This is a genomic window from Cognataquiflexum rubidum, from assembly GCF_022538115.1.
In the GTDB taxonomy this organism is placed as follows: domain Bacteria; phylum Bacteroidota; class Bacteroidia; order Cytophagales; family Cyclobacteriaceae; genus Cognataquiflexum; species Cognataquiflexum rubidum.
This window is the reverse complement of sequence record NZ_JAKZAL010000029.1, coordinates 18,100-39,327: the sequence shown is the minus strand read 5'-3', so window position 1 is coordinate 39,327 and position 21,228 is coordinate 18,100. Positions and strand designations below refer to the sequence as shown.

The following is a 21,228-nucleotide window of genomic DNA, read 5'->3' as shown; positions in this document are numbered from 1 at the left end:
GATATAATCCAATTTTTGTTTGATTATCTCTGATCCTTCATTTTAGAATATTATTAATTGAAATTGCATTATTGCCATGGCAAAAATTATATGGATTTGTTCCAAAGAACCCTTAAATGAAACTGTTGGGGATAAATTACATGAAATTTGTGATTTCTTGACTCCCGACAATATCGTTCCCAATAGACATAGGATACACGTTAAACTTAAAGTAGCTTATGGTGTACTCAATCCAAAAACTAATATTAAATACACAGGAAATTCAGTTTTACTTGGAGCTATCTATGGCGAAAATGAGAATTGGCATATTCCATATTCCGAAATTCCTGATGGTTCTTTCGCTATTTTCAGAGAGGATCCAAATAATGTAGAAATAATATCCGATGTCGCCGGTTCAAGAACCATCTGGTATTTTTTTAATGAGACATTATTTATAGCATCTACGTCCCAATTTGCAATTGTCAAATACCTCGGTATTTTTAACTTAAATCGTTCAGTAATCCCATGGATGCTTTCCACTGGGACAATGGGACCTGAAATTTCTTGGGACAGTAGAGTAAAAAAATTACCTCCAAATTCCTCTATCCTTTTAAACAAAGAAATTTGGCAATTAACCTTAAAAATTAATCCAATTGTTTTCAAATTAGCCAATAAAAACATTGATCAACATGAAAAAGAATTAAAAAAACAACTAAATGAAACATTTCGATCAATTAAATTAGATTTTTCAAAATGGATACTTCCATTATCAGGGGGATTCGATAGCAGAGGACTACTTCATTTCCTATCTGGAAATGGAATAACACCAATTCGAACAATTACTTGGGGCATAGAAAAATCCAAATTAGACACAAAATCCGATAGTTTTATTGCAGATAAACTGGCTAAAAAACTAAATGTTGAAAACAAATTTTTTCAAACCAATTTCTCAAAGGAAGATATAGGTGCCATATTAATGCGGTTTATCAAAAATGGTGAAGGTCGAATCGATCATTTATCAGGGTATTTGGATGGTTTTTCGATATGGAAAGAAATCCACGAAAAAGGAATTGATGGGGTAATCCGTGGAGACGAAAATTTTGGATGGCATACAGTGAATTCTAAAAAAGATGTTTTCACTTCTTTAGGAATTAACTTTTTAGATGAATATAAAAATTTAAATAGTTTATTTAAAACTTGTGAATTTAAACAAGTTCTACCGGCATATTTTGAAAAAAACATTAACGAATCAATTCCTCAGTGGAGGGACAGATTGTATCACGTATACAGATTACAAACCATAATTTCAGCTTTAGGTGATTTGAAATATTCATATGTTGAACAAATAGTTCCACTTCTTTCATCTAAAGTTATACATTCCATTTTAACCCAACCAGACAAAGCACGAAGCGGAAAGAAGCTCTGGAAGAATATTGTAAATAGTTTTGAGCCTAAAATGGAATATGCGTCAGAACAGTCAATTGCAAACATGGATGGTTTCTATTCTTCAAAAGAATTTTTAAATTTTGTAAAAATTGAATTTGAAAGAAATATGGAAAATGAAATTTTTGATAGGAGGATTTTACTCGAAGTCTTAGATAGAATAAAAATTTCTTCAGCTGAGTTAAGCCACTCTCGGAAAATAAGTCTAAAAAAAATAATTAAACGATTAACACCAAACAGAATCTATAGTCAAGTGAAAAACACAATTAAAGTAAACAAAACAATGGATTATAATCTTTTGGCTTTAAGAATATTTATTATTTTAACTGTTAATAATCTTTTAAAAAATGAAACAAGTAATAACTAGTGGAAAAAAAAAAATTTTTTTTATTGACTCATTTACCAAAGAATTAATTTTAAATGATGGAAAACCAACCGGAGGTGCATCGGTTCAAACATTGGTTTGGATCAAAGCATTTTTTGAATTGGGATATTCGGTTTATCTTTCAAATTATTTAGATGATAATAGAATAGTAAAACAAAATTTTTCATGGATTGAACTTGTCCCACTTTACCATAATAAGAGAAAAAGATTTTTAGTATGGTTTACATATAGGTTACCAAAAATATTTCAAACTTTACAAATACTCAAATGTGATTATGTTTACACTTCGATTCCAACATGGCAATCATTTTATATTGGTTTAATTTGTAGGGTATTAAAAATTAAACACATTATAAGGATTGCCAGTGACATAAATGCTGACGATCGGTTAGGTCCAAATCAAACAAAGATTGACAAATTTTTCATTTTCTTATCATATAAAATTTCAAATTTAATAATTACCCAAAATGAATATCAGTATAATAAATTAAAAAATAGAATTAATACTTCGAATATTATCAAAATTTCTAATCCTATAGTAATAGATTACTCATACCCAAATCCAAAAAAGAAAATGGAAGGCTACATAGCCTGGGTAGCAAATTTCAGAAGGGTTAAAAACTTAGGACGTCTATTTGAAATTGCCAGAATTCTTCCAAATGAAAAGTTTAAAATAGCTGGAGATACTTTAGTAACCTTGGATCTAGAGACGGAAAAAGCAGTATCCAATTTAAATAAACTGCCTAATGTAGAATTTTGTGGGAACATATCAAGAGAGTCAATTCGTCAATTTTACGAGAAATCAAAATTCCTACTAAATACTTCTGATTTTGAAGGATTTAGCAATACATTTTTAGAAGCCATGATTACAGGAACTCCAATCATTACAACATCAAAAGTGAACCCGGATGGTATTATTTCAAATTTTCAATTGGGAATAATTTATAAATCACCTTCAAACCTAAGAGATATGTTTCTAAGATTGGAGGAATCAAAGTACCAAAAATATTCCACCAATTGCCTAAATTACGTTATTAATAATCATGACCATTTAATCTTAGGAAAAAAACTCATTTCCGTTATTAATAGTATTCCTTGATACCATTAATATTTCTAATTTAATACTAATTTTCTCCTTTTACCTTTACGAATTGATAAAGTATCACTAATTATGAAATGTTATTATTATACTATTATAATTTTTAAATAATGAATAAACTCTAATTACTAACAGCGGTTCAAAATAGTCCCTATAATTAATTAGTTTATATTTTAAAAATCAACAAATGAAAATTGCAATACATGATGGAAGTGGGTTCAATAGGCATTGGATTGACTATTGTAAAACTCAAAATATTCCTTACAAAGTAGTCAATTGCTTTGACAACGACATCATTCATCAGATTCAAGAATGCGATGCATTGATGTGGCACCACCATCACAATACCCAAAAACCGGACCACCTTATTGCAAAACAGCTATTGTATGCACTGGAGCAAAGTGGAAAAAAGGTTTTTCCAAATTTTCATACCTCTTGGCATTTTGATGATAAATTGGGACAGAAATATTTATTTGAGTCAATCGGAGCAGAATTGGTGCCTACTTACGTCTATTTCAGTAAGGAATCTGCAATGGAATGGATTAATCAAACTTCCTTCCCCAAAGTTTTCAAACTCCGAAATGGAGCAAGTTCTTGGAATGTTAAACTTATAAAAGATAAAAATGAAGCTCAAAAAATTATCAACATCGCCTTTGGTATTGGATTTAGTCACGAACCGAGTCCCTTGGATAATTTCAAGGAAATTTGGAGAAAATACAAAAAAGGGAAAGTGAAATTTGATTCTGTAAAAGGCGCAATAAAAAAGTTTGTTTTTCCGAAAAGAAATAGGAACGAATCTCACAGGGAAATAGGTTATGTCTATTTTCAGGAATTCATACCAAATAATCTTTATGACATTAGAATTGTTATAATCAATAATAAGGGATATGGCTTTAGGAGAAAGGTTCGGGAAAATGATTTTCGCGCATCAGGCAGTGGAGAATTTGATTTTAAAAGAACTTCTTTTCCTATTGATTGTATCAAGATTGGATTTGAAATTGCTTCAAAATATAGATTACAATCAGCAGCTTTTGATTTCGTAATAGATGCTTCCGGAAAACCACTCATTGTTGAGGTAAGTTATGCATTTGCCTCATCCGGAAATTATAAAAATTGCGAGGGATTTTGGGATAATGAATTGAACTGGTATCCTGGACCCTTCAATCCGTACGGGTGGATGGTAGAAACTTTATTAAACTCCTGATTATTCTACGAAGCTGAAATCCTGCAAGGAGACCATCTTTTTGAATTCAGGTGAAATCTCCTGTAATGTATTAAAATCCCCTGAACCAATTATTTTGCCATCCTTCATTAAGTAAATAAGGTCTGCATTCCTGATTGTGGAAAGCCTATGTGCAATTACAATAATTGTATAATTCCCTCTCAAATTATCAAAATAGGATTGAATTTCTTTTTCTGTTTCAGAGTCCAATGCCGAAGTCGCTTCATCTAAAATAAATAACTCCACATCTTTAAATAATTCGCGAGCAATCGCAATCCTTTGTTTTTGTCCGCCAGATATCAAAACGCCATTATTACCTAAGATATGGTCTTCATTAAATTCAATGCTCGCAAAAAACTCAGTCAAATGTGCGCGTTCAATGCAATCATTAAATTTCTTAATATTCCCTTCATTTTTATCTGCCCACATCGTTATATTATTATATATCGAATCGTTAAAAATTACAGGTTCTTGAGTTATATAGCCAATTAAAGATTGGTACTGATTTAAGTTTAACTCATTGAATTCTATACCATTAATTTTAAACCATCCACTATCAATTGGTAACAACCCTGCAATTAGATTCGAAATCGTTGTTTTTCCACTTCCGCTAGGACCAACAAATGCTACAGTTTGTTTTTGATTAATTGATAAATTGATATTTTTTAAAATTGGCCTATCAACATATGAAAATGAAACATCCTCGAAGTCTATTTTTTCTATTTTTTTTACTAAAACTCCTTTATTATAATCAATTCTATTTTCATTCAAATTTAAAATGAAGGTTCTGTGATTTTCTACTGCCCCTGAATTATTCATAAAATTGTTCCAATGATTCTGGAAAACAATCACTTGGTTTAGAGAACGATAAAAAAACAAGAGTGCTAATATAATAGGGCCCAATTCGGTACTATAAAACTGTGTTTGAATTAGGATAACCACAACAACCACTGCAATAGACAAAGGCTCTTTAGTAGCTGACAAGATCGAGTTAAAGAATCCGATCTTTTTGAATGCCTGATCAACTTGATCTATAGATTTTTTTATCTTTCTTTTATAAAGTTCTATTTTGCCTGTGGCACGCAGGTATTTGAAGTTTTGAATTTGTTGGATCATTAATCCATGAAAAACGCTATTACTTAATGTAATTTTTTTTGATGTTTCCTTAGTTTTCTTGTATAATTTAGTGTACAAAAAATTTGAAAATAAACCTCCAATAACTACCAAAATGGCAAATTGGGGATTGGTAACAAATGCAAGTGATATATACACTATTACAGACATGAAAGCCTGGATAGATGCTGAATAACTGGTAAATGCCATCCTCAACCTTACAATCTCACTGCTTAACGTGTTTTGGATTTTTCCAGAATCCAACTGTACAAAATATTTAAAATTCAGGTTTGATATCGCATCTACCCCTTCTTTCCGAACTTTTTTAGCGAAATCAGTAGTTAAAACAACATTAAAATAAGATTCGGAAAATCTGAATATACCTTTTAGGGAAAAGAAAATCAATATCAAAGAAAGTACAGTAACCAAATTCATTGATAATCCAATTGAGTTTAGTGCATCTATAAAAAAAACCATATTCCCTACGTTACTTTGATTGGCTTGGAATTCAGAGCTCCCATCTACCATCTGCAGCAAAGGTACGAACATAGCCAAACCTAATCCATCCATCAAACCCACAGTGAAACTTAGGAACAATGCCACAAAGACTTTATTCCCTATATATGAATAAAAGAAAAAAAAGTCTGAGAATTTTATTAATATTTTATTTTTGAAATCCATTTCTAAATTCTAATTTTTATTTAATTCAAGTGTGTGGTATGGAATACTACAAATTTATAATTCTATCATTTTTTATCTCAGATTTTGCGTAAGGTAAACTTAAAATCATAAATAGTAAAACAGGAGTAAGTGGTCTTTTTGACCATCCCAATAAAAAATTAGCCAAAAAATAAACCGAAATAAATGCAAACATCAACTTATCTTCTCTTGATTTACATTTTTGCCAAGAATGAATGAAAATGAGACTTACCGTGCATAAATAAAGAAACAATCCAATAAAACCTGAACCGTGGATAAAATAATTAATATCCGAATGTAACGGACGATTCCCCAACATTCTTTTCCCGTAATTTCCAGAACTACTGAATATCCCATAACCAAACCAAGGATCATAGTCATAGTATGTAAAAAGATCTTTAAAAACCATGCTAAATTCTATATATCTACCCTCTTCTTCTATGTCTCTGCCACTTAAATTTCTTTTTTCAATCCGTTCAAAAAGCTGATCTGAAAAACCTGAAGCTTTAAACACAATAGTCACTGATAATGCAAATACGAAGGCGTACAAGACAAACTGCTTGATTTGATTGAAATTTAAAAGTTCAACCATAACTGTTAGGCATGCTAAAATTGAAAAGGCCATGGCATTCCTCCTAAGCGTCAGCATTACCAAAAAAAGAGAGACCAAACTAACAAAAAAATAAATCGTATTTTTTTCTAATACACCCTTCCGAAAAACCAAATATATAGCCAAGGGAATTACACCGTATAAAGAAATGCCAACATGACCAAAAGAAATCCCTGAGGTAAACCCATACTGGTTATCAGGAAAGTATCTAAAAATAGTAGCTAATAAAGAATTAATAATGAAAAAACTCAATAGCAAAAGAGAAGAAAAACTCAATTCATTAAAGATTCTTTTTCGATCGTAGTTTTTAAATATTTCAGGAGCTAAGACGCCGGCAGTAAATAGCCAAAGAAGTCCACTAATATTCCAAATATATTCCCTAAAAACTGCAAGTTTGAAAATATTATTAATTAAGAAAATGAGAAATAGAAAGTATCCCATTAAAATAGCATAAAAAAGATTTCGTTTTAAATACAGAAGGTTGAAAAAACAGTAATATAAAAGTAAGCCAATAAACAGGAACTGATAAAAAACCACGATTTTACTTTTTTCCATTATGCCCAATACAAAATAAAAAAATGGTACATACACAATTGATATAGAACCTTTCTTGAATATTAGAAAGACTAGGGCAAGAGGAAGCAAAACATCAATAATTGTAAAAAATAATTTCATGATAATTTTGTCTATGAATGTCGGTTTATACTCCTAATCTTTTTATTTTTTTATAGAATTTAGTATTCATTATAGGTTCAAAAAACTTATGAATCTTGTGCCTAAATATTGAGGCTGAATCGAACCTATATTTCATTCCTTTTTCCATAGCCTGAATGCAAGGAACGCAGATTCCACATGGTTTGTCGTTGATCGGACGGTGACAAAACCAAGTCTTATTCATGATATGCATTAAACCTAAATTTTCCATTTGGGTTTTCATGTCAACTTTGGTCTTATCCAAAATCGGAAAATGAAATTCGCCAATTAAATCTACTAAATCTTTTGGTGAATTTTCATTATCCAAAACTACAAAATCACCAAAAATTTTATTTTCAATTGTAATTCTTTTCCCATAGGATTGCGTTAAATAATCCATTTTGGAACCTTTCTCTAAAGATAACTCCAAACCTTTTACAGTTTGTGAAAATGCGGACAACCACTCATACTGACTTCCTAATTTAGGGACTTTTAGTTTAATGCTACTGTAAGCTTTTTTGGTAGTTTCATCAATTTCAATGTCAAATCTATTTAAAACTATTAATTCATTGATTTTTGCTTTGGTTGTACTTTCTTTTTTAATTTGATTAGAAATCCAACTCATTGCTTTAAACTCATTAGTCTCTGATCTTCTATTATCTTTTAAGTAAAATGGCTGAATGGTTACTTGCTTAGTAGAAAGTTCCAGCAACCTAAAAGTAGAATCCCATCCCCCCGTCCAAAGTAAATTGATATCGTTATTATACGGATCATAAAGATGATTTTTTTTGTCAGAATTTTCCATGTATTGATGAAAGTATGTTTTGAACTTAACCCAAAGTTTTAATGTGATAATTTAATCGACAATTGATATTCTTTGCAAATCACAAGAAAAAGATGCACTCTAGTTTTTTCTGGAAATTTCATTTTTATTGGTTTCAAAAGAATAGTTTTTAGAGAAAAGACTATCCCGCAAATTTAGTATTACCGGAGATAATCATGTTTGATTAAAGTTTATTTAGAGAGATGCTTTTTCTTTTCCCAATAAACTTGTCTTCTTTTTCTTTTTCACCTCCTCATAATATCCATAATTATATCCTTTATAGGCCATGTCTTTTGCAGGAACTCCATTGAGTACAGCGAAAAGGTGTTGGATGCCCCGTTTGTTTTTAAGGTCATTGATATCATCTATAAAAGACTTTTCGCTAAAACTGTGTCTAAGTACGAAGAGTATCATATCCACGTGTTTGGTGACTTCCAAAGATTGAGAAATAAGTCCTATTGGAGGTGTATCCAAAACAACCACATCGTAGATTTTTTTCAGTTCCTGAACCAAAAAAGCAAATCTTTCGGAACCCAATAAATCAGACGGGTTTGGCGGAATGGCACCTGCATAAATTACATCCAAATGTGAGTGGTCTGTATTTTGAATGATATCGAAAACTGTTTCAACCTGGTGGCTGAGGTAGTTGGATAGCCCTATTTTGCTTTTTAGTTCAAAACCTCGCATTGCGCTGGGTTTGAACATATCGCAACTGACCAAAATAGTTTTTTTATTGTTAAGGGCGTATATCGATGCCAAATTGATGGCGGAGAAGGTTTTGCCTTCTCCTGCCAAAGTCGATGAAACTGCCATGGTCAACTGTCTATTCAAGGGAACTACGAAAGATATGTTGGTTTTTAAAGCCCTAAAGGACTCGGCAATTGCCGAACGTGGTTCCTGCAAAACAACCAAGGTATTGCTAGATTTGTTCAGGGGCACCTTCCCCAATAATGGAACCGACAGTTCTGCTTCTAATTCTTTGGCATCTTTTATACGAGTATCAAAAATTACCAAGAATACAATAATAATGATAGGAAAGACAAATCCTACAGCAAAGAAAAGTATATAAATAGTTGTTTCCTTGGTCTTTATTGGATTTTTCCCGGCGGAAGCATATTCTATAATTTTATTGGATGCATAACTAGAAGCCATTGCGATAGCTGCCTCTGCTCTACGCTGCATAAGGAAATTGTAAATGGATTCATTCAGGTTGCGACCCCTTTCGATACGGACAAGATTCTGTTCGGTTGAGGGTAGCCGGCTGAATTGTTTTCCAATGCTATTAATACGTGTTTCGAGGTCATTGATTTTGAGTTGGGCCGAATTGGAATAATTTCTGACCAATTCTAAAATTGAAGAAGAGGTATCTTGAATTTTACGGTTAAGTTCTTTGACCCTGGGAGAAGCTTCTGTTTGTGAAAAAAGGAGGTTGGAGCGTTCGGATTGTATGGTAATAAGGCTTCCAATTAGGGAATTTAGGGTAGGGTCATTTATTCCGAGACCGGAAGGCGCAATGATTTGTTCGAAATTACCTTTTTGCAAATAACTGATTAATTCCTCATAATAATCCCTATTGAATCGTTCTCGGGAAAGTTCCGTTTCCAATACAGTGATTTGTTGAAATACAGTGTTGCTTTCAGCAGCGATGTTATATGTTTTGTTGCTAGCCCGAAAAGATTGCAGATTATTTTCGAAATAAGAGAGGGTGTCCGAAACATCAGCTATTTGGGAATCGATAAATTCGACGGTATTGCGGGCCAAACGGTTTTTTTCTTCCAATTCCATATCCAAAAAAACTTCCATCAAGGTATTGAGGTAATCCTCAGCTTTTTGGGGGTGGGAAGAATTGAACATTAAGCCCAAAACTGAGGATGCTTGTTCTGCAGGAAATACTTGAAAGTTATCCCCTGTGTATTCAGAGAGTAATGAACCCTTGGTTCTAAGTTTAATGAGAACCTCTCCTTCCGGGACTTTTTTTATCAGGGTCACTTTAATTTTAAGAAATGGTAATTCAGTGAATTCTTGGAATTTAATGGTATGTTCCGGTTCGGCTGATAGGTCAATCTCCTCACCAGAGGAACCAGGTACGAACCGTGTGTAATCAGATCCTGGGAAGGAAATCATAAATTTGTCATTGGCTTTCCATGAAATCTTGATTTTGTCCCCTAAAATCTGTGGGTGTTCCCAATCCACTTCAACATGTATGGGTGAAGATTTATATAATTCGGTATCTGAAAATAAGCTCGAGGTGTAATAATCAACATTAAAATCCAAGCGTGCCAAGACCCTTTCGGCAACTTCGCTGGATTTGAGGAAAATGGATTGATTGACCATCCATTGGTCCGAGTTGGCATTAAAAGCACTTTTGAGACCTGTCAGGTTGAGGATGTTGTTATTTGCTTCTTCTTTGATGAAAAACTGGCCATTAGCTTGATAGACCGGTGGTGTACTTTTGTTGACAAAAAAAGCTATGGTAAGGGCTAAAACGATGGAAATGGCAATGTAGGGCCAATATTTGACGTATTTCAGAAGAAACTTTATCGGGTCAAAGGCTTGTTCCATGGGTTCATTAACGTTCATGATGCTGTAAAATTAGATTAAAAATAAGAGTATTTAGTTGGTAGTATTATAGACCAATAGTGCCAAGGTGGCAAGACTTGCCAATACTTGTATTGTCTGGAGTAAGGTCGTTCCTGTACCCAATTCTCTAACTTTCATGGGTTCTGCATAAATCATGTCATTGGGTCTTACAAAATAAAACTCCGAACTCATGATCTCTTTGTTGTTTAAATTGATCCTATGCGCTCTTGAGCCTTCTGGATATTGTCGGATGAGCATGATGTTATCTCTTTTGGCTACCACATTAAGATCACCGGCTGTTGCGATGGCCTCAAAAATGGTAACTCTGTTTTGTAAAACTGTGTATTTTCCCGGACGCGCAAATTCTCCTAATGCACTGAACCTAATCCCTCCTAACCTTACCCTAACAAAGTAATCATCGTCGCGGACAAATTTTTGGAGTTCAGTTTCAACAGTAACTCTTGCTGATTCCAAATTCAAACCTACCAATTTCAACCTTCCCAGCACCGGCAAGTCAACAAATCCATTGTCATCCAAGGTGTATCCACTCAAGTAGAAAATATCACCTCCTGACATGATACCACCTCCCATCATCATTCTATTGCTACCGGCTGCAAGGACATTGATATCCATCATAGAGTTAAGTAACGGGTCGGAAGTTTTGATATTGATTTCAACAACGTCATTAAATTGTAAAAGATATTCTTCAAATTTAGCGGGTACCATTTCCCCTAATTTGACCAAAGACTCCTCTTTGGGTAGATTTTGCATGTACACAACCCTTTTGTTTGAAATACAACTTACAGATACGAGGAAAAATAAAAAAATTACGAAATGGCTTATTTTGAGCTTCATGTTGATATAAATTTAATTGCGGATAGATTAAAGCAAAACAAATATAATTTTGGGTAAAATTAAATTATTTTTTGTAATATTAAAAAATGTATTTCAAATATTTTTTTTTGTATTTTGAACAAATAAATTCTTTCTATAAATTTTACGTAAATTATGTTAAAATGTAAAAGAGAATTCGACAAAGAGAATCTTCCTATCATAATTTATATTTGATTTGCAAAGGTAACACTTTTATTTTCCCGATTTTCCAAACAAGCTAATGAAATGATTGTTAAAACCTTATTAATCATATCAAAAAGGGATTTCAACTCGAATATGTTTATTTGAAATAAAAAAAGTAGCAGGCAAGATATACTTATCAAATAAGGGGGTGACATTTAAATAATTATCCATATTATCATCATCAAATGTAATCACTATCTTTTGTTTCAATTCTATTCCAGAATTATAGTCTTCCGTTAGAATAAATAATGGTTTTATTAATTCAGTTTTCTTCAAAATCCATAAATGAACCTCGAAATCTCAAGCTTGATAGACAAATTCAAAGGATTTATTTCTCCATGATATATTCGCTGATTCAAGGGTCACAATATTCCAACATTTTCTATTGATCTGAGGAAGACACATTCTGTAAAAAAATGCCTCGTCCACACAACCCTTAGCTATTTATTTCCAAATTTTCCTTTGGAATTTCCTTCTCCAAACTTTTCAATATAGCCTTATTTAAATACCAATAGCATAATTCGCCAAATTGATTAATAGTCAACATTGATAATGCACAGGATTGCTAATAATAATCAGCCTCTCGGTTTTAAAATTCGCGAATAAGTTTTTAAAACTTCTTGATATTCATAAATAATGTGAAGCATTTTGGTCAGAATAAATGTGTCAAAACTATTATCAGGAATATAATTTGCGTAACCAAACCTTTTTGCTGTTTGCATACTCTTAAAATTTGTAAACAATTATTGATTTATTCATTCCAAGAAATTTTTCTCTGTAGATTTTTCCTTCCGGAAACAATTCTCTCATTTGCCTAATTGAAAGCAATTCAACACCATTTACCCTTTTCCAAGCTTTTTTTTCTTCATTGGTTTTTTTATAACTTCCATTCCCTAAAGTAAAATTCATTGTTAGCCAGACTCTTGCTTTTTTCGGTAAGAAATGAAAAAAAGGAAATCTAAAATGTGGTTCAAGAAAAAACCAATAATTTGGCGTTTGAATGTAATAATTTAAACCCACTCTAGAACATTCATTTGCCATTTTTCTTTGATCTTCAAAATTTCCCACATGTTCTATAACAGAATTAGAAAAACAGATATCAAAACTCCCATTTTCAAAATTTGATATATTCCTAGCATCCCCACAAACTGAAACAAAAAGATTTTTATTTTCAATAGGTATTTCCTCTAGATTTAATAAAGTTATCTTAACATTTAGGTCCTGTGGAAAAGACACCATTTTCCAAAATCTTTCTTCTCCACCAATGTCCAATATTTGAATAATATTTCCACTTTTGGGTTTGATATTTCTCAATAGAGATAAAAAATGTTGAAATCTTTTCTTTCTCAATTTTCGCTGAAGGGATGCCTGAAAACCTTTTGGCATAACTGTCATGTGATGCGTTTTTTCCATAATTCAAATATAATTAATATGTTTTTTTAACTCTTTAATGAATCGTTCATAAAATTTAGAAATATCTTACTCCGGGGAATTCTTACAAAAAAAGGGATAATCCCAAGATTGATAAAAACCTTTCTTAGGGATACTATTCTTTTTAGATACATGTTTTTTATACTTTATTATAAATTAAATTTTTATGATTTGGAATGGGGACAACAAAAGTTTGAATTTAATAAAAATTCGCGAAAACAATATTTGATTATTATTACTTCCAAAAGTTTTATTTACGATTGTTGAAATTTGTTTAACTGATCGTTGTTAAGGTAAGAATAATTAGTTTCTCAAAATTTTACTTATCGCCGTTACCGCCATATCGTCAACAAAATCTTATAGCCCGCTACTATTACGCCTTTGATAGTTCCACTCACTTTTGATAATCCGATTCTCTTGCGATAATCTACCGGAACTTCAATCGTTTTCAATCCTGCTTTGGCGGCTTTGATCTTTATCTCGATGGTCCAACCGTAATTCTGGTCTATCATCCCCAATGATTTCAACTTGTCCCATTTGATTACCCGGGATGAACCCAAATCGGAATAATCTGTTTTGTAAATCACTTTCATAAAACTAGTGGCCAACCAATTACCGAATACCTGCTGCATAGTCATCGACCCACTTTCTCTTTTTCCCCTAGCCCTTGAACCTATGACCATATCATAATCTTGCTTTAAAATAGGACCAATGACAGTAAGTAACTGTTCGGTATAATCCCCGTCCAACAATACAAGGATGTCAGGTTCCATTTCCAAATTCTCTAAACAGTACATCCTTGACAGACAAGCTTTTCCGTACTTGTCCTTACTTGCATAATCCCTAATAGTCAGTTTATCATATATTTCAAAAACTATCAAAGGTCACTATCTAAAACAGTTTGAAGCTTTTTAGCAAAAGTCTCTAGGGTTTCTTTATTTTTAAAAATATTGTTATGATGTCCGGGGAGATTAATTACCTCAATAATTGATACAAACTTCTTCCACCCACAAAATGCCATGTCGTCAACATAGAAATTGGGGATTTCAACTATAAATAAAAATATCTTTTGGTCAATTGGGGTTAAAAGGTATGAGTTCATCATTATCTCATTGTTATAGCTGAGTCTTTTTATGATTTTCTTTAATTCGGAAAGTTGATCCTCGTTCTCAACTATTATATTGAAGTTCCGTTCTAGTTTTCGTTGTGCAGCTTCTTTTTTGTTTTGGATAAAGTATTTTGGATATTTAATAATATGATTATCCGCTTTTATACCAGTAGCCAAATATCATTTTTCTCCACCTCGGCAAGCTCGGTGAACGGATATCGTGAGGTCAGAGGGGGGTGGTAGAAATGCGGCTTCGCCGCATTTCTACCACCCCCCATTCAATATCAATAAATTCCGGTGGTCGAGCCTGCCGAGACCATTCTGTAAGTAATCCTATACTGGTAAGAAGGCGGATTTACATATAAAACAATAATCTCCTACATTGATAATCTCATAATTTTAAAATTGTGATTGGGGGGGATCGGGCTAGGACCTTCGAAATCTAGCTTATTCATCATAATATCAAGAAAATCTCGATATGCAAAATTAACCATTGTTTAGTCTCAAGATTAAATCAAAATCTATTCAAAAGTGGCAAGAAGTCCAAGAAAAGGATTTTAAAATTACATCTTGGGAAGATTTAAGGCATTTACTGGTAAATTTATTTTGCTCCTACCAAAAGAGGCCTTGAAGCAGTAATCACATTCCCAACTGAGTCAACCGCGTATACATAGGCCCTTGCTGATTTGTGGGGAATTTTGATCTCGACAAACTGCCCGTTGTTGATTGTCCGAAGAATCGAGGTCCTTTTTTTCCAATCCTCGTCATACACGACCCAAGAATAGTTCAAGGTACCCTCGTACTCATTTGTCACTGCGGCGGAAAGCCAAAGCCCCGCTTCGGGAGACACAGGATCCCAATGACCCACAATGGTGATGTCTGGAAATTTCTCGGTTTTGGAAATATCATCCCGCCAGGCTTCTTGGAGGTAATAATAGGAGGGCTTTTTTCTGCCCAAATAATCCGTAATACCAAACCAAGTCGCAGAACCCTCAGTGCGATCAACCCAACTGAAAGCCATTCCCCCAAGGTTTTTTCCGTGATTTTTAAAAATATAATCTTCCCATTGCTTTTGGTACCATTCGGCCTTGGCCAGAGAGGATTGTTCAATAGCAAGACCGTTGGTTTGGTAATCCCCTAATTCCGTATTCCAATACCCTTTGGGGCCAAACTCAGTGACCACATAGGGCTTTTCGGGATAGAAAGTATCCATGATATCTTGGAGCTGACTGATATTCTGCTCGTAATATGAATTGATACCGAGTCCATCAAGGTGGGGGGCAAACGCTTTGTATTGTACGATCGCGGCAATCAAGCGCTCGTTATCATGCTCTTCCGAGGAAAACACCGGCCTTGAAGTGTCAATTTCCTTGATTTTGACCGCTAAATCATCCAGAAACTCCAAATAACTCCTCCTAACTACGGTCAAGTAGGGCTGGGCATAATGCTTTTTCAACAAGCCCCATGTTTCATTGCCGATATTCCAAGCGATGATGGTTTTGTCATTCTTACGTTGCTTCACTGTTGACAGGACCCGCCTTTCGTAGGCCTTTCGCTTTTTCTCATCCGCGAAAAAATCCGTTTTTGGATCAAACCAAAATCCAAACATCACCTTGAGCCCGTGTTTTTCGGCCGAGTTAAGAATATTTCGATCATAAATACCGGGCTCATACCTCCTGATGGTATTGGCCCCCATTTCCTTTATCTTTGAAAAATCAGTTTCCAATTGTCTCCTTGAAAGCGGCATGAAACCTTCCTCCCAGTCATGGCCCGCATTGTAACAGACACCTTTGATGTAAAAAGGTTCCCCATCCACCAGCAGCTTATACCCCGAAGAATCATAGACTAAGGAACTTGGCCTTTCGTACTCCGATTTTGTGGAGTCGTGGGTCCTTGGATAATTTCTTCCCACATACAAATCCAAATCGGTTAATGAATCTTCAATTCCCTTTAGGTCAAAGGTCCAGTCAATAAATGAATCTCCGGATGAAGGACGCCAATCGGTGATCCAATTTCGATCCCAGTCGCTGAAGAAAAAGACCAAGGACTTGATTTCAGGAAACTTATACTTAATTACCGATAATGATTCATCGACCCATGCTTTTCCATTCTCACCCTGGTAAGATGTGGAACCGAATTCCGCCAACATGACAGGGATTTTAAATTCCTTCTCCTCGATCTTGGATCTGAATGGTCTGTATATCTCTTCAATGGTTTTGGAAGACATATCTTTGCTAGCAGATCCATAATTGAGGGCAGTCAAACCTATCCAGTCCACATATTGGATGTATTCACCTTCGGGAAAATAGGCATCAAACCCCTCCGTGGACCAAGGACTCCAAACCCATGACACGTTGTGGGCACCAAGCTTCTCGAAGCGCAGGTGGACGTATTTCCAAGCAGCCACAAACTCCTCCGGCGTATTACCTCCTGACCTAGACCAGGGATACATGGGGTTTTCCATTTCGTGGGCAAATCTCAAAAAAACCGGTGAGTTCAAATCCCTCAGCGATACTGCCATTTGGTCGATATACCAGTCAAAATAGCCATTTAAAATATACCGAAATACCTTTCGGTTATTTCGGACATCCTCGATCTCCGAATAGGCGGAAAAATCGCTAGTCCAGGGCTCCCAAGTCACCATGGGAATGGCGCCGTGTTGGATGATTTGCTTCCATTTTTCCTGTGGCAGAGGCCCATCTCCCCAGGCCAGGTAGGTAGAAATGATGGGGAATTGGAACCCAGCTTGGTCTTCGCGCTTTTCAATAAGCGCTATATTGTTTTCAAAATCAAAATGTGGGTCATAAATCCCGGTATAAAAGCCACTCAGTTCCTTTTCGATGAGGGTTTTGGGTGTAGGGTTCAAATAACGATCCTTACCGAGACGCAACGAACTCAATACAAAGAACCCTGTTGCAAGAACCAAAACCACCAAGGCCGTGTAAAAAGCGATCCTACTGAACTTCAGGTAGGAGATATGCCGTTGTTCGAGGTTGACCGCATTCCTCAACCACTTGAATTTGGCCTTGGCATTGTTCACCCAGGTTGTTTGGCCGATCGCGAAAGCCCCGAAGAATATGATGGAATTGATCGCTGCAAAAACCGCCATCAACATACTGTAGGGTTGCCAATCGACATATAAACCGTATATCAGGGCAATTGCGGAAATCAATGCAAGCACCAAATTTGGAAGTCCCAGCAAAAACTCTCCCTTCGTTGAGTGTTCTTTTGGAGTGGGGATATAGGGAACTTTGATATTTAGCAGGGTATAGACAAAACCAATGATAAATATCCACCAAGTACCTACCCGAAGTATCCCGCCCACCAAGTGAATACCCCTTTCTTCCGAATGATTAAGCCAGGCTTGGGCATAAAACCGGTAAAGTAGGTTGAAAAGAAAAAATGGCGTAAAGTAGACGAAAAACACCCTTGGATCCATCAGCCAAGGATACTCGCCCGTAATCAAGGCCAAGGCGGGTACAAAAACATCAATCAGGGTGACAAATCCGAAAAGGTAGTAGAATGGCAACAAGCCATAGTGTATTTTTTGGCGCCAGGTGAATTTGAAAAACAGCTTTGGAAAAAGATTGAACCAAAGATCAAAGGTGCCGCGGCTCCATTTCAACTGCTGTTTGTAGTAAGCCGAAATACTGCTGGGGACTTGTCCACGTGACAAAATCACAGGCTCATAGGCCGACATCCATCCCTTGGCATGGAGCAACATGGAGGTATGCATGTCCTCGGTCAAACCCGGGGCATGCCCTCCTATCGAGTCCAAAGCTGCCCTCCGGAAAGTGCAGTTGGCACCAATGGCTTGGGCGGTACCATATTCCCCCATCGCCTGCATATAGGGTCCATAAAATAAATAGGTCTGCTCTGCAGCGCCTTGTGCAATGAGAGATTCCTTTTGATTGCCATACGCCTGTACGACTTGCACATAGCCGATTTCAGGATCATCAAAATGGTGCAAGACATGATCCAAAAACTCAGGAAACGGAGCATGATCCGGATCAAGAATCACGCATAATTCACCCGTGGCCTGTTTGAGTGCATTGTTGACATTTCCGGCCTTTGCGTTCTCATGTGTTTGTCGGGTCACATGCACAACGCTAAGTTCCCGACAAAGGCGCTTGGCAATAGGATCGTCGCCTTCATCGCAGAGGTAGCTAATATGGGGATATTTCACTGCTACCATCGCTTTCAGCGTTCGCTCCAGCATGTCATACGGCTCTCCGGGAACGAAAGTCGTTAGCATGTCGACGGTGTATTTTTTCGCAGGCGGCTTGGGATTATCTGAAGATGCACGGGTTTCTGGTAGGCCCGCAAAATGGTACCACTCAAAGCCCACCTTCAGGAGTTTGAAAAACAATGAAACAAAAAGTAGATAATACGTAAAACGATAACCAATACCGACCTCTTCAAAGAAGCCGTAGAGGAAAAAGATAAGCGAAATAATGGCGAAGAGCAAGATCAATTTGCCTTGCAAAAGCTTTCGACTCATAGGGTAAAAATGGGTGATTTGTGATTCAAATTACATTAAATTGTTTTTGAAAAACAAATAAATGGATTTAAAATTAAAATAAATATTTGTTCGCAAAATATTTAGATTATTTTTGCGTAAATAAACTAAAAAATTACGGTATATGAAACGAATGGATGTGAAAATTCCATCATTTTTATTTATAATAGTGATAAGCGCGGTTTTATCCTGTCGCCCGGAAATGCCTGAAAATCATCAGCCTACGGTAGAAGTGCGCTACGAAAATGGGCGTGCGGTGCTATATAGGCATGGGTCACCCTATTACATCAAAGGTGCCGCCGGAACTGAGCATATGGATAAGGTAGCGGCATTCGGCGGGAATTCGATCAGGACCTGGGACCTGGAGGATGCCGACAGTATTTTGGACAAAGCCCATGAACTTGGTTTGACAGTGACCTTGGGAATCGAAATCGGTCGCCCACTTTGGGGAAATGACTTCGCCTACTGGAAAACCTGGGAAGTGGCAAAGAAAGTAGAAGAAATAAGGCCATTTGTAGAGAAGTACAAAGATCACCCTGCCCTGTTGATGTGGGGGGTCGGCAATGAGGTGAAAGGATATGGAGGTGGAACGAGGTTAGAAGTTTACTACATAACCAATCAAGTCGCGAAGATGGTCAAGGAGGTTGATCCAAATCACCCAACCATGACTGCTCTTAATCATTCATCTAAAATTGACTTCCTTACCCCCACAATTTTATCAAATATCGATATTCTGGGTTTCAATGCTTTTCGAGACTTAAACCGCATGTCAGGAAAGGTATATGGGGAAGACGGATGGAAAAAAGCCTATATTTTTTCCGAGTGGGGAACTTGGGGTCATTGGCAGGCACCAGAAACCGAATGGGGTGCGCCCAAGGAATTGAAGGACGCTGAAAAAAGACATGCCATGGAGCAGAATTGGAATACCATGCTGCAGGATTCCTCCCTTCTTTTGGGTGCTTATGCGTTTTATTGGGGATACAAACATGAGGGTACCCAAACCTGGTTTAGTTTCTTCTCTGAGGAAGGTCTTCAAACGCCGTCCCTTCAGTTTTTGAAAGAAGCATGGTCTGGAAAAACGGTGGAGAATTCTGCGCCTAATGTCAGCGAAATTTCGATTGAAAACCCGAAAAGTTTTGTCAGGGACAATTTCTACCTGGAAAGCGACAAAATATATACAGCTAGCGCACTGGCAGAAGATCCCGAAGCGGACTCACTGGAATTCATCTGGGAAATCAGGGACGAAGAAAATTACTTTCTTGATAAAAATTATTCCAACCCAATCGACTCCCTGATTGTGGTTTCAAATGGACCAAAAGTCCAATTCAAGACGCCAAAGGATGAGGGGCCTTTTAGGGTTTTCGTCTACGCACTTGATGGGCGGGGGAATTTCTCCTCTTACAATATCCCGTTTTATGTCATAAAGAGGTGATTTGAGGGTCCTTTATTGGTTCATTTTGCCACTTTGATTGGCGCTTCATTATAAATAAAGCCCGACTTCCTCGCTACCAGCTAGGATTCCCCCAATTCCCCCGTCTCTTTTCTATAACGATCACCCTACCACAGGAGGCGCCTATCTTGTGTCTTATGTCTTGCGTCTTGAATCTTGCGTCTTGATTCTTGTGTCTTGCGTCATGTGTCTCGTATCTCATATCTCGCATCTCCTCCCCCCTCACCTATACCTCCATATCGTCCACAAAATCTTATACCCGGCTCCGATTACGCCTTTGATGGTTCCACTCACTTTTGACACTCCGATTCTTTTTCGGTAATCCACCGGAACTTCAGTCGTTTTCAATCCTGCTTTGGCAGCTTTGATCTGCATCTCGATGGTCCAACCGTAGTTCTGATCTACCATCCCCAAGCCCTTCAACTTGTCCCATTTGATGGCCCTGAATGGACCCAAATCGGAATAGTCTGTTTTGTAAATGACTTTCATCAAACTAGTGGCCAACCAATTACCGAATACCTGCGGCAAAGTCATCGAGCCACTTTCTCTATTTCCCCTAGCCCTTGAACCTATCACCATATCATAATCTTGCTTTAAAACAGGCTCAATGACATCAAGCAGCTGTTCGGGATAATCACTGTAATCGCCATCCAAAAAAACCAGGATATCAGGCTCCACATCCAAATTCGGCAAATAGGACATCCCTGTCAAACATGCTTTTCCATAACCCATTACGGGCTCATCCAAAACAATCGCTCCTGCTTTCTCGGCCACTTGGCGGGTATTGTCTTTAGAATTGTTGTTTACGACTATGACATGCCTTACTGACTTGGGAATGTCTTGGATGACTTTTCCGATCGAACCTTCTTCATTATAGGCCGGAATCAATACGTCGATAATCGGGAACGGTTTATGTTGCGCTTTTAGGGTTGAATTTAAAGACATTGATTTTTGGATGAAATTGGAAGGGAACTTCTTACCGGCCTTTTGAAATTCG

General features: G+C 36.1%; 16 protein-coding genes. 4 read left to right on the top strand and 12 right to left on the bottom strand.

Annotated elements, in window-relative coordinates:
- The first annotated feature begins 76 nt into the window (after nucleotides 1-76).
- From MMU05_RS21220 to MMU05_RS21210, 3 genes are all read left to right on the top strand, one after another.
- Nucleotides 77-1,789 (top strand): asparagine synthetase B family protein, encoded by a 1,713-nt coding sequence (locus MMU05_RS21220; protein WP_241143662.1) that lies wholly within the window; start codon nucleotides 77-79, stop codon nucleotides 1,787-1,789.
- A complete protein-coding gene (locus tag MMU05_RS21215; protein WP_241143661.1) occupies nucleotides 1,770-2,906 on the top strand; it encodes a glycosyltransferase in 1,137 nt (378 codons plus the stop codon). Before MMU05_RS21220 ends, MMU05_RS21215 begins: the two co-directional genes overlap by 20 nt.
- A 532-nt stretch (nucleotides 2,907-3,438) precedes the next feature.
- Entirely contained in the window at nucleotides 3,439-4,110 is a 672-nt protein-coding gene (locus MMU05_RS21210; RefSeq protein WP_241143660.1) for an ATP-grasp domain-containing protein, read from the top strand.
- On the opposite strand, the gene MMU05_RS21205 is transcribed toward MMU05_RS21210, so the two are convergent.
- The 11 genes from MMU05_RS21205 to MMU05_RS21165 form a co-directional block, all read right to left on the bottom strand.
- On the bottom strand, nucleotides 4,111-5,922 hold the full coding sequence (locus tag MMU05_RS21205; protein WP_241143659.1) for an ABC transporter ATP-binding protein: 1,812 nt from the start codon (nucleotides 5,920-5,922) through the stop codon (nucleotides 4,111-4,113). It abuts the gene before it with no gap.
- Nucleotides 5,923-5,968: 46 nt separating this feature from the next.
- The gene (locus MMU05_RS21200; protein ID WP_241143658.1) at nucleotides 5,969-7,225 is read right to left on the bottom strand and encodes a hypothetical protein; all 1,257 of its coding nucleotides are present in this window, start codon (nucleotides 7,223-7,225) and stop codon (nucleotides 5,969-5,971) included.
- Between the two features lie 25 nt (nucleotides 7,226-7,250).
- A complete protein-coding gene (locus MMU05_RS21195) occupies nucleotides 7,251-8,048 on the bottom strand; it encodes a hypothetical protein (protein WP_241143657.1) in 798 nt (265 codons plus the stop codon).
- A gap of 213 nt (nucleotides 8,049-8,261) precedes the next feature.
- Nucleotides 8,262-10,646, bottom strand: a complete 2,385-nt coding sequence (locus MMU05_RS21190; RefSeq protein ID WP_241143656.1) for a GumC family protein — start codon at nucleotides 10,644-10,646, stop codon at nucleotides 8,262-8,264.
- Nucleotides 10,647-10,679: 33 nt separating this feature from the next.
- Complete coding sequence (locus MMU05_RS21185) at nucleotides 10,680-11,417, bottom strand: polysaccharide biosynthesis/export family protein (protein WP_241143655.1); 738 nt, start codon at nucleotides 11,415-11,417, stop codon at nucleotides 10,680-10,682.
- Nucleotides 11,418-11,792: 375 nt separating this feature from the next.
- Entirely contained in the window at nucleotides 11,793-11,918 is a 126-nt protein-coding gene (locus MMU05_RS23200) for a polysaccharide deacetylase family protein (RefSeq protein WP_418884488.1), read from the bottom strand.
- Between the two features lie 380 nt (nucleotides 11,919-12,298).
- Nucleotides 12,299-12,445 (bottom strand): methyltransferase domain-containing protein, encoded by a 147-nt coding sequence (locus tag MMU05_RS23195; RefSeq protein ID WP_418884487.1) that lies wholly within the window; start codon nucleotides 12,443-12,445, stop codon nucleotides 12,299-12,301.
- Between the two features lie 4 nt (nucleotides 12,446-12,449).
- The gene (locus MMU05_RS21180; protein ID WP_241143654.1) at nucleotides 12,450-13,136 is read right to left on the bottom strand and encodes a class I SAM-dependent methyltransferase; all 687 of its coding nucleotides are present in this window, start codon (nucleotides 13,134-13,136) and stop codon (nucleotides 12,450-12,452) included.
- Between the two features lie 350 nt (nucleotides 13,137-13,486).
- The gene (locus tag MMU05_RS21175; RefSeq protein WP_336246992.1) at nucleotides 13,487-13,927 is read right to left on the bottom strand and encodes a glycosyltransferase family protein; all 441 of its coding nucleotides are present in this window, start codon (nucleotides 13,925-13,927) and stop codon (nucleotides 13,487-13,489) included.
- Nucleotides 13,928-14,031: 104 nt separating this feature from the next.
- Nucleotides 14,032-14,439, bottom strand: coding sequence for a hypothetical protein (locus tag MMU05_RS21170; protein ID WP_241143653.1), 408 nt, complete (start codon nucleotides 14,437-14,439; stop codon nucleotides 14,032-14,034).
- Between the two features lie 424 nt (nucleotides 14,440-14,863).
- On the bottom strand, nucleotides 14,864-18,763 hold the full coding sequence (locus tag MMU05_RS21165; RefSeq protein WP_241143652.1) for a glycosyltransferase: 3,900 nt from the start codon (nucleotides 18,761-18,763) through the stop codon (nucleotides 14,864-14,866).
- 220 nt (nucleotides 18,764-18,983) lie between these two features.
- On the opposite strand from MMU05_RS21165, the gene MMU05_RS21160 reads away from it, so the two are divergent.
- Nucleotides 18,984-20,213, top strand: coding sequence for a glycoside hydrolase family 2 TIM barrel-domain containing protein (locus tag MMU05_RS21160; RefSeq protein WP_241143651.1), 1,230 nt, complete (start codon nucleotides 18,984-18,986; stop codon nucleotides 20,211-20,213).
- A 240-nt stretch (nucleotides 20,214-20,453) separates the two neighbouring features.
- On the opposite strand, the gene MMU05_RS21155 is transcribed toward MMU05_RS21160, so the two are convergent.
- Complete coding sequence (locus MMU05_RS21155; RefSeq protein ID WP_241143650.1) at nucleotides 20,454-21,176, bottom strand: glycosyltransferase family 2 protein; 723 nt, start codon at nucleotides 21,174-21,176, stop codon at nucleotides 20,454-20,456.
- Nucleotides 21,177-21,228: the final 52 nt, after the last annotated feature.

Bases quoted from the DNA above. Each gene is read 5' to 3' on its own strand.
- MMU05_RS21220 (WP_241143662.1), top strand. From the start codon at position 77: ATGGCAAAAATTATATGGATTTGTTCCAAAGAACCCTTAAATGAAACT.
- MMU05_RS21215 (WP_241143661.1), top strand. From the start codon at position 1,770: ATGAAACAAGTAATAACTAGTGGAAAAAAAAAAATTTTTTTTATTGAC.
- MMU05_RS21210 (WP_241143660.1), top strand. From the start codon at position 3,439: ATGGAATGGATTAATCAAACTTCCTTCCCCAAAGTTTTCAAACTCCGA.
- MMU05_RS21205 (WP_241143659.1), bottom strand. From the start codon at position 5,922: ATGGATTTCAAAAATAAAATATTAATAAAATTCTCAGACTTTTTTTTC.
- MMU05_RS21200 (WP_241143658.1), bottom strand. From the start codon at position 7,225: ATGAAATTATTTTTTACAATTATTGATGTTTTGCTTCCTCTTGCCCTA.
- MMU05_RS21195 (WP_241143657.1), bottom strand. From the start codon at position 8,048: ATGGAAAATTCTGACAAAAAAAATCATCTTTATGATCCGTATAATAAC.
- MMU05_RS21190 (WP_241143656.1), bottom strand. From the start codon at position 10,646: ATGAACGTTAATGAACCCATGGAACAAGCCTTTGACCCGATAAAGTTT.
- MMU05_RS21185 (WP_241143655.1), bottom strand. From the start codon at position 11,417: ATGCAAAATCTACCCAAAGAGGAGTCTTTGGTCAAATTAGGGGAAATG.
- MMU05_RS23195 (WP_418884487.1), bottom strand. From the start codon at position 12,445: ATGCAAACAGCAAAAAGGTTTGGTTACGCAAATTATATTCCTGATAAT.
- MMU05_RS21180 (WP_241143654.1), bottom strand. From the start codon at position 13,136: ATGGAAAAAACGCATCACATGACAGTTATGCCAAAAGGTTTTCAGGCA.
- MMU05_RS21175 (WP_336246992.1), bottom strand. From the start codon at position 13,927: ATGGAACCTGACATCCTTGTATTGTTGGACGGGGATTATACCGAACAG.
- MMU05_RS21165 (WP_241143652.1), bottom strand. From the start codon at position 18,763: ATGAGTCGAAAGCTTTTGCAAGGCAAATTGATCTTGCTCTTCGCCATT.
- MMU05_RS21160 (WP_241143651.1), top strand. From the start codon at position 18,984: ATGCCTGAAAATCATCAGCCTACGGTAGAAGTGCGCTACGAAAATGGG.
- MMU05_RS21155 (WP_241143650.1), bottom strand. From the start codon at position 21,176: ATGTCTTTAAATTCAACCCTAAAAGCGCAACATAAACCGTTCCCGATT.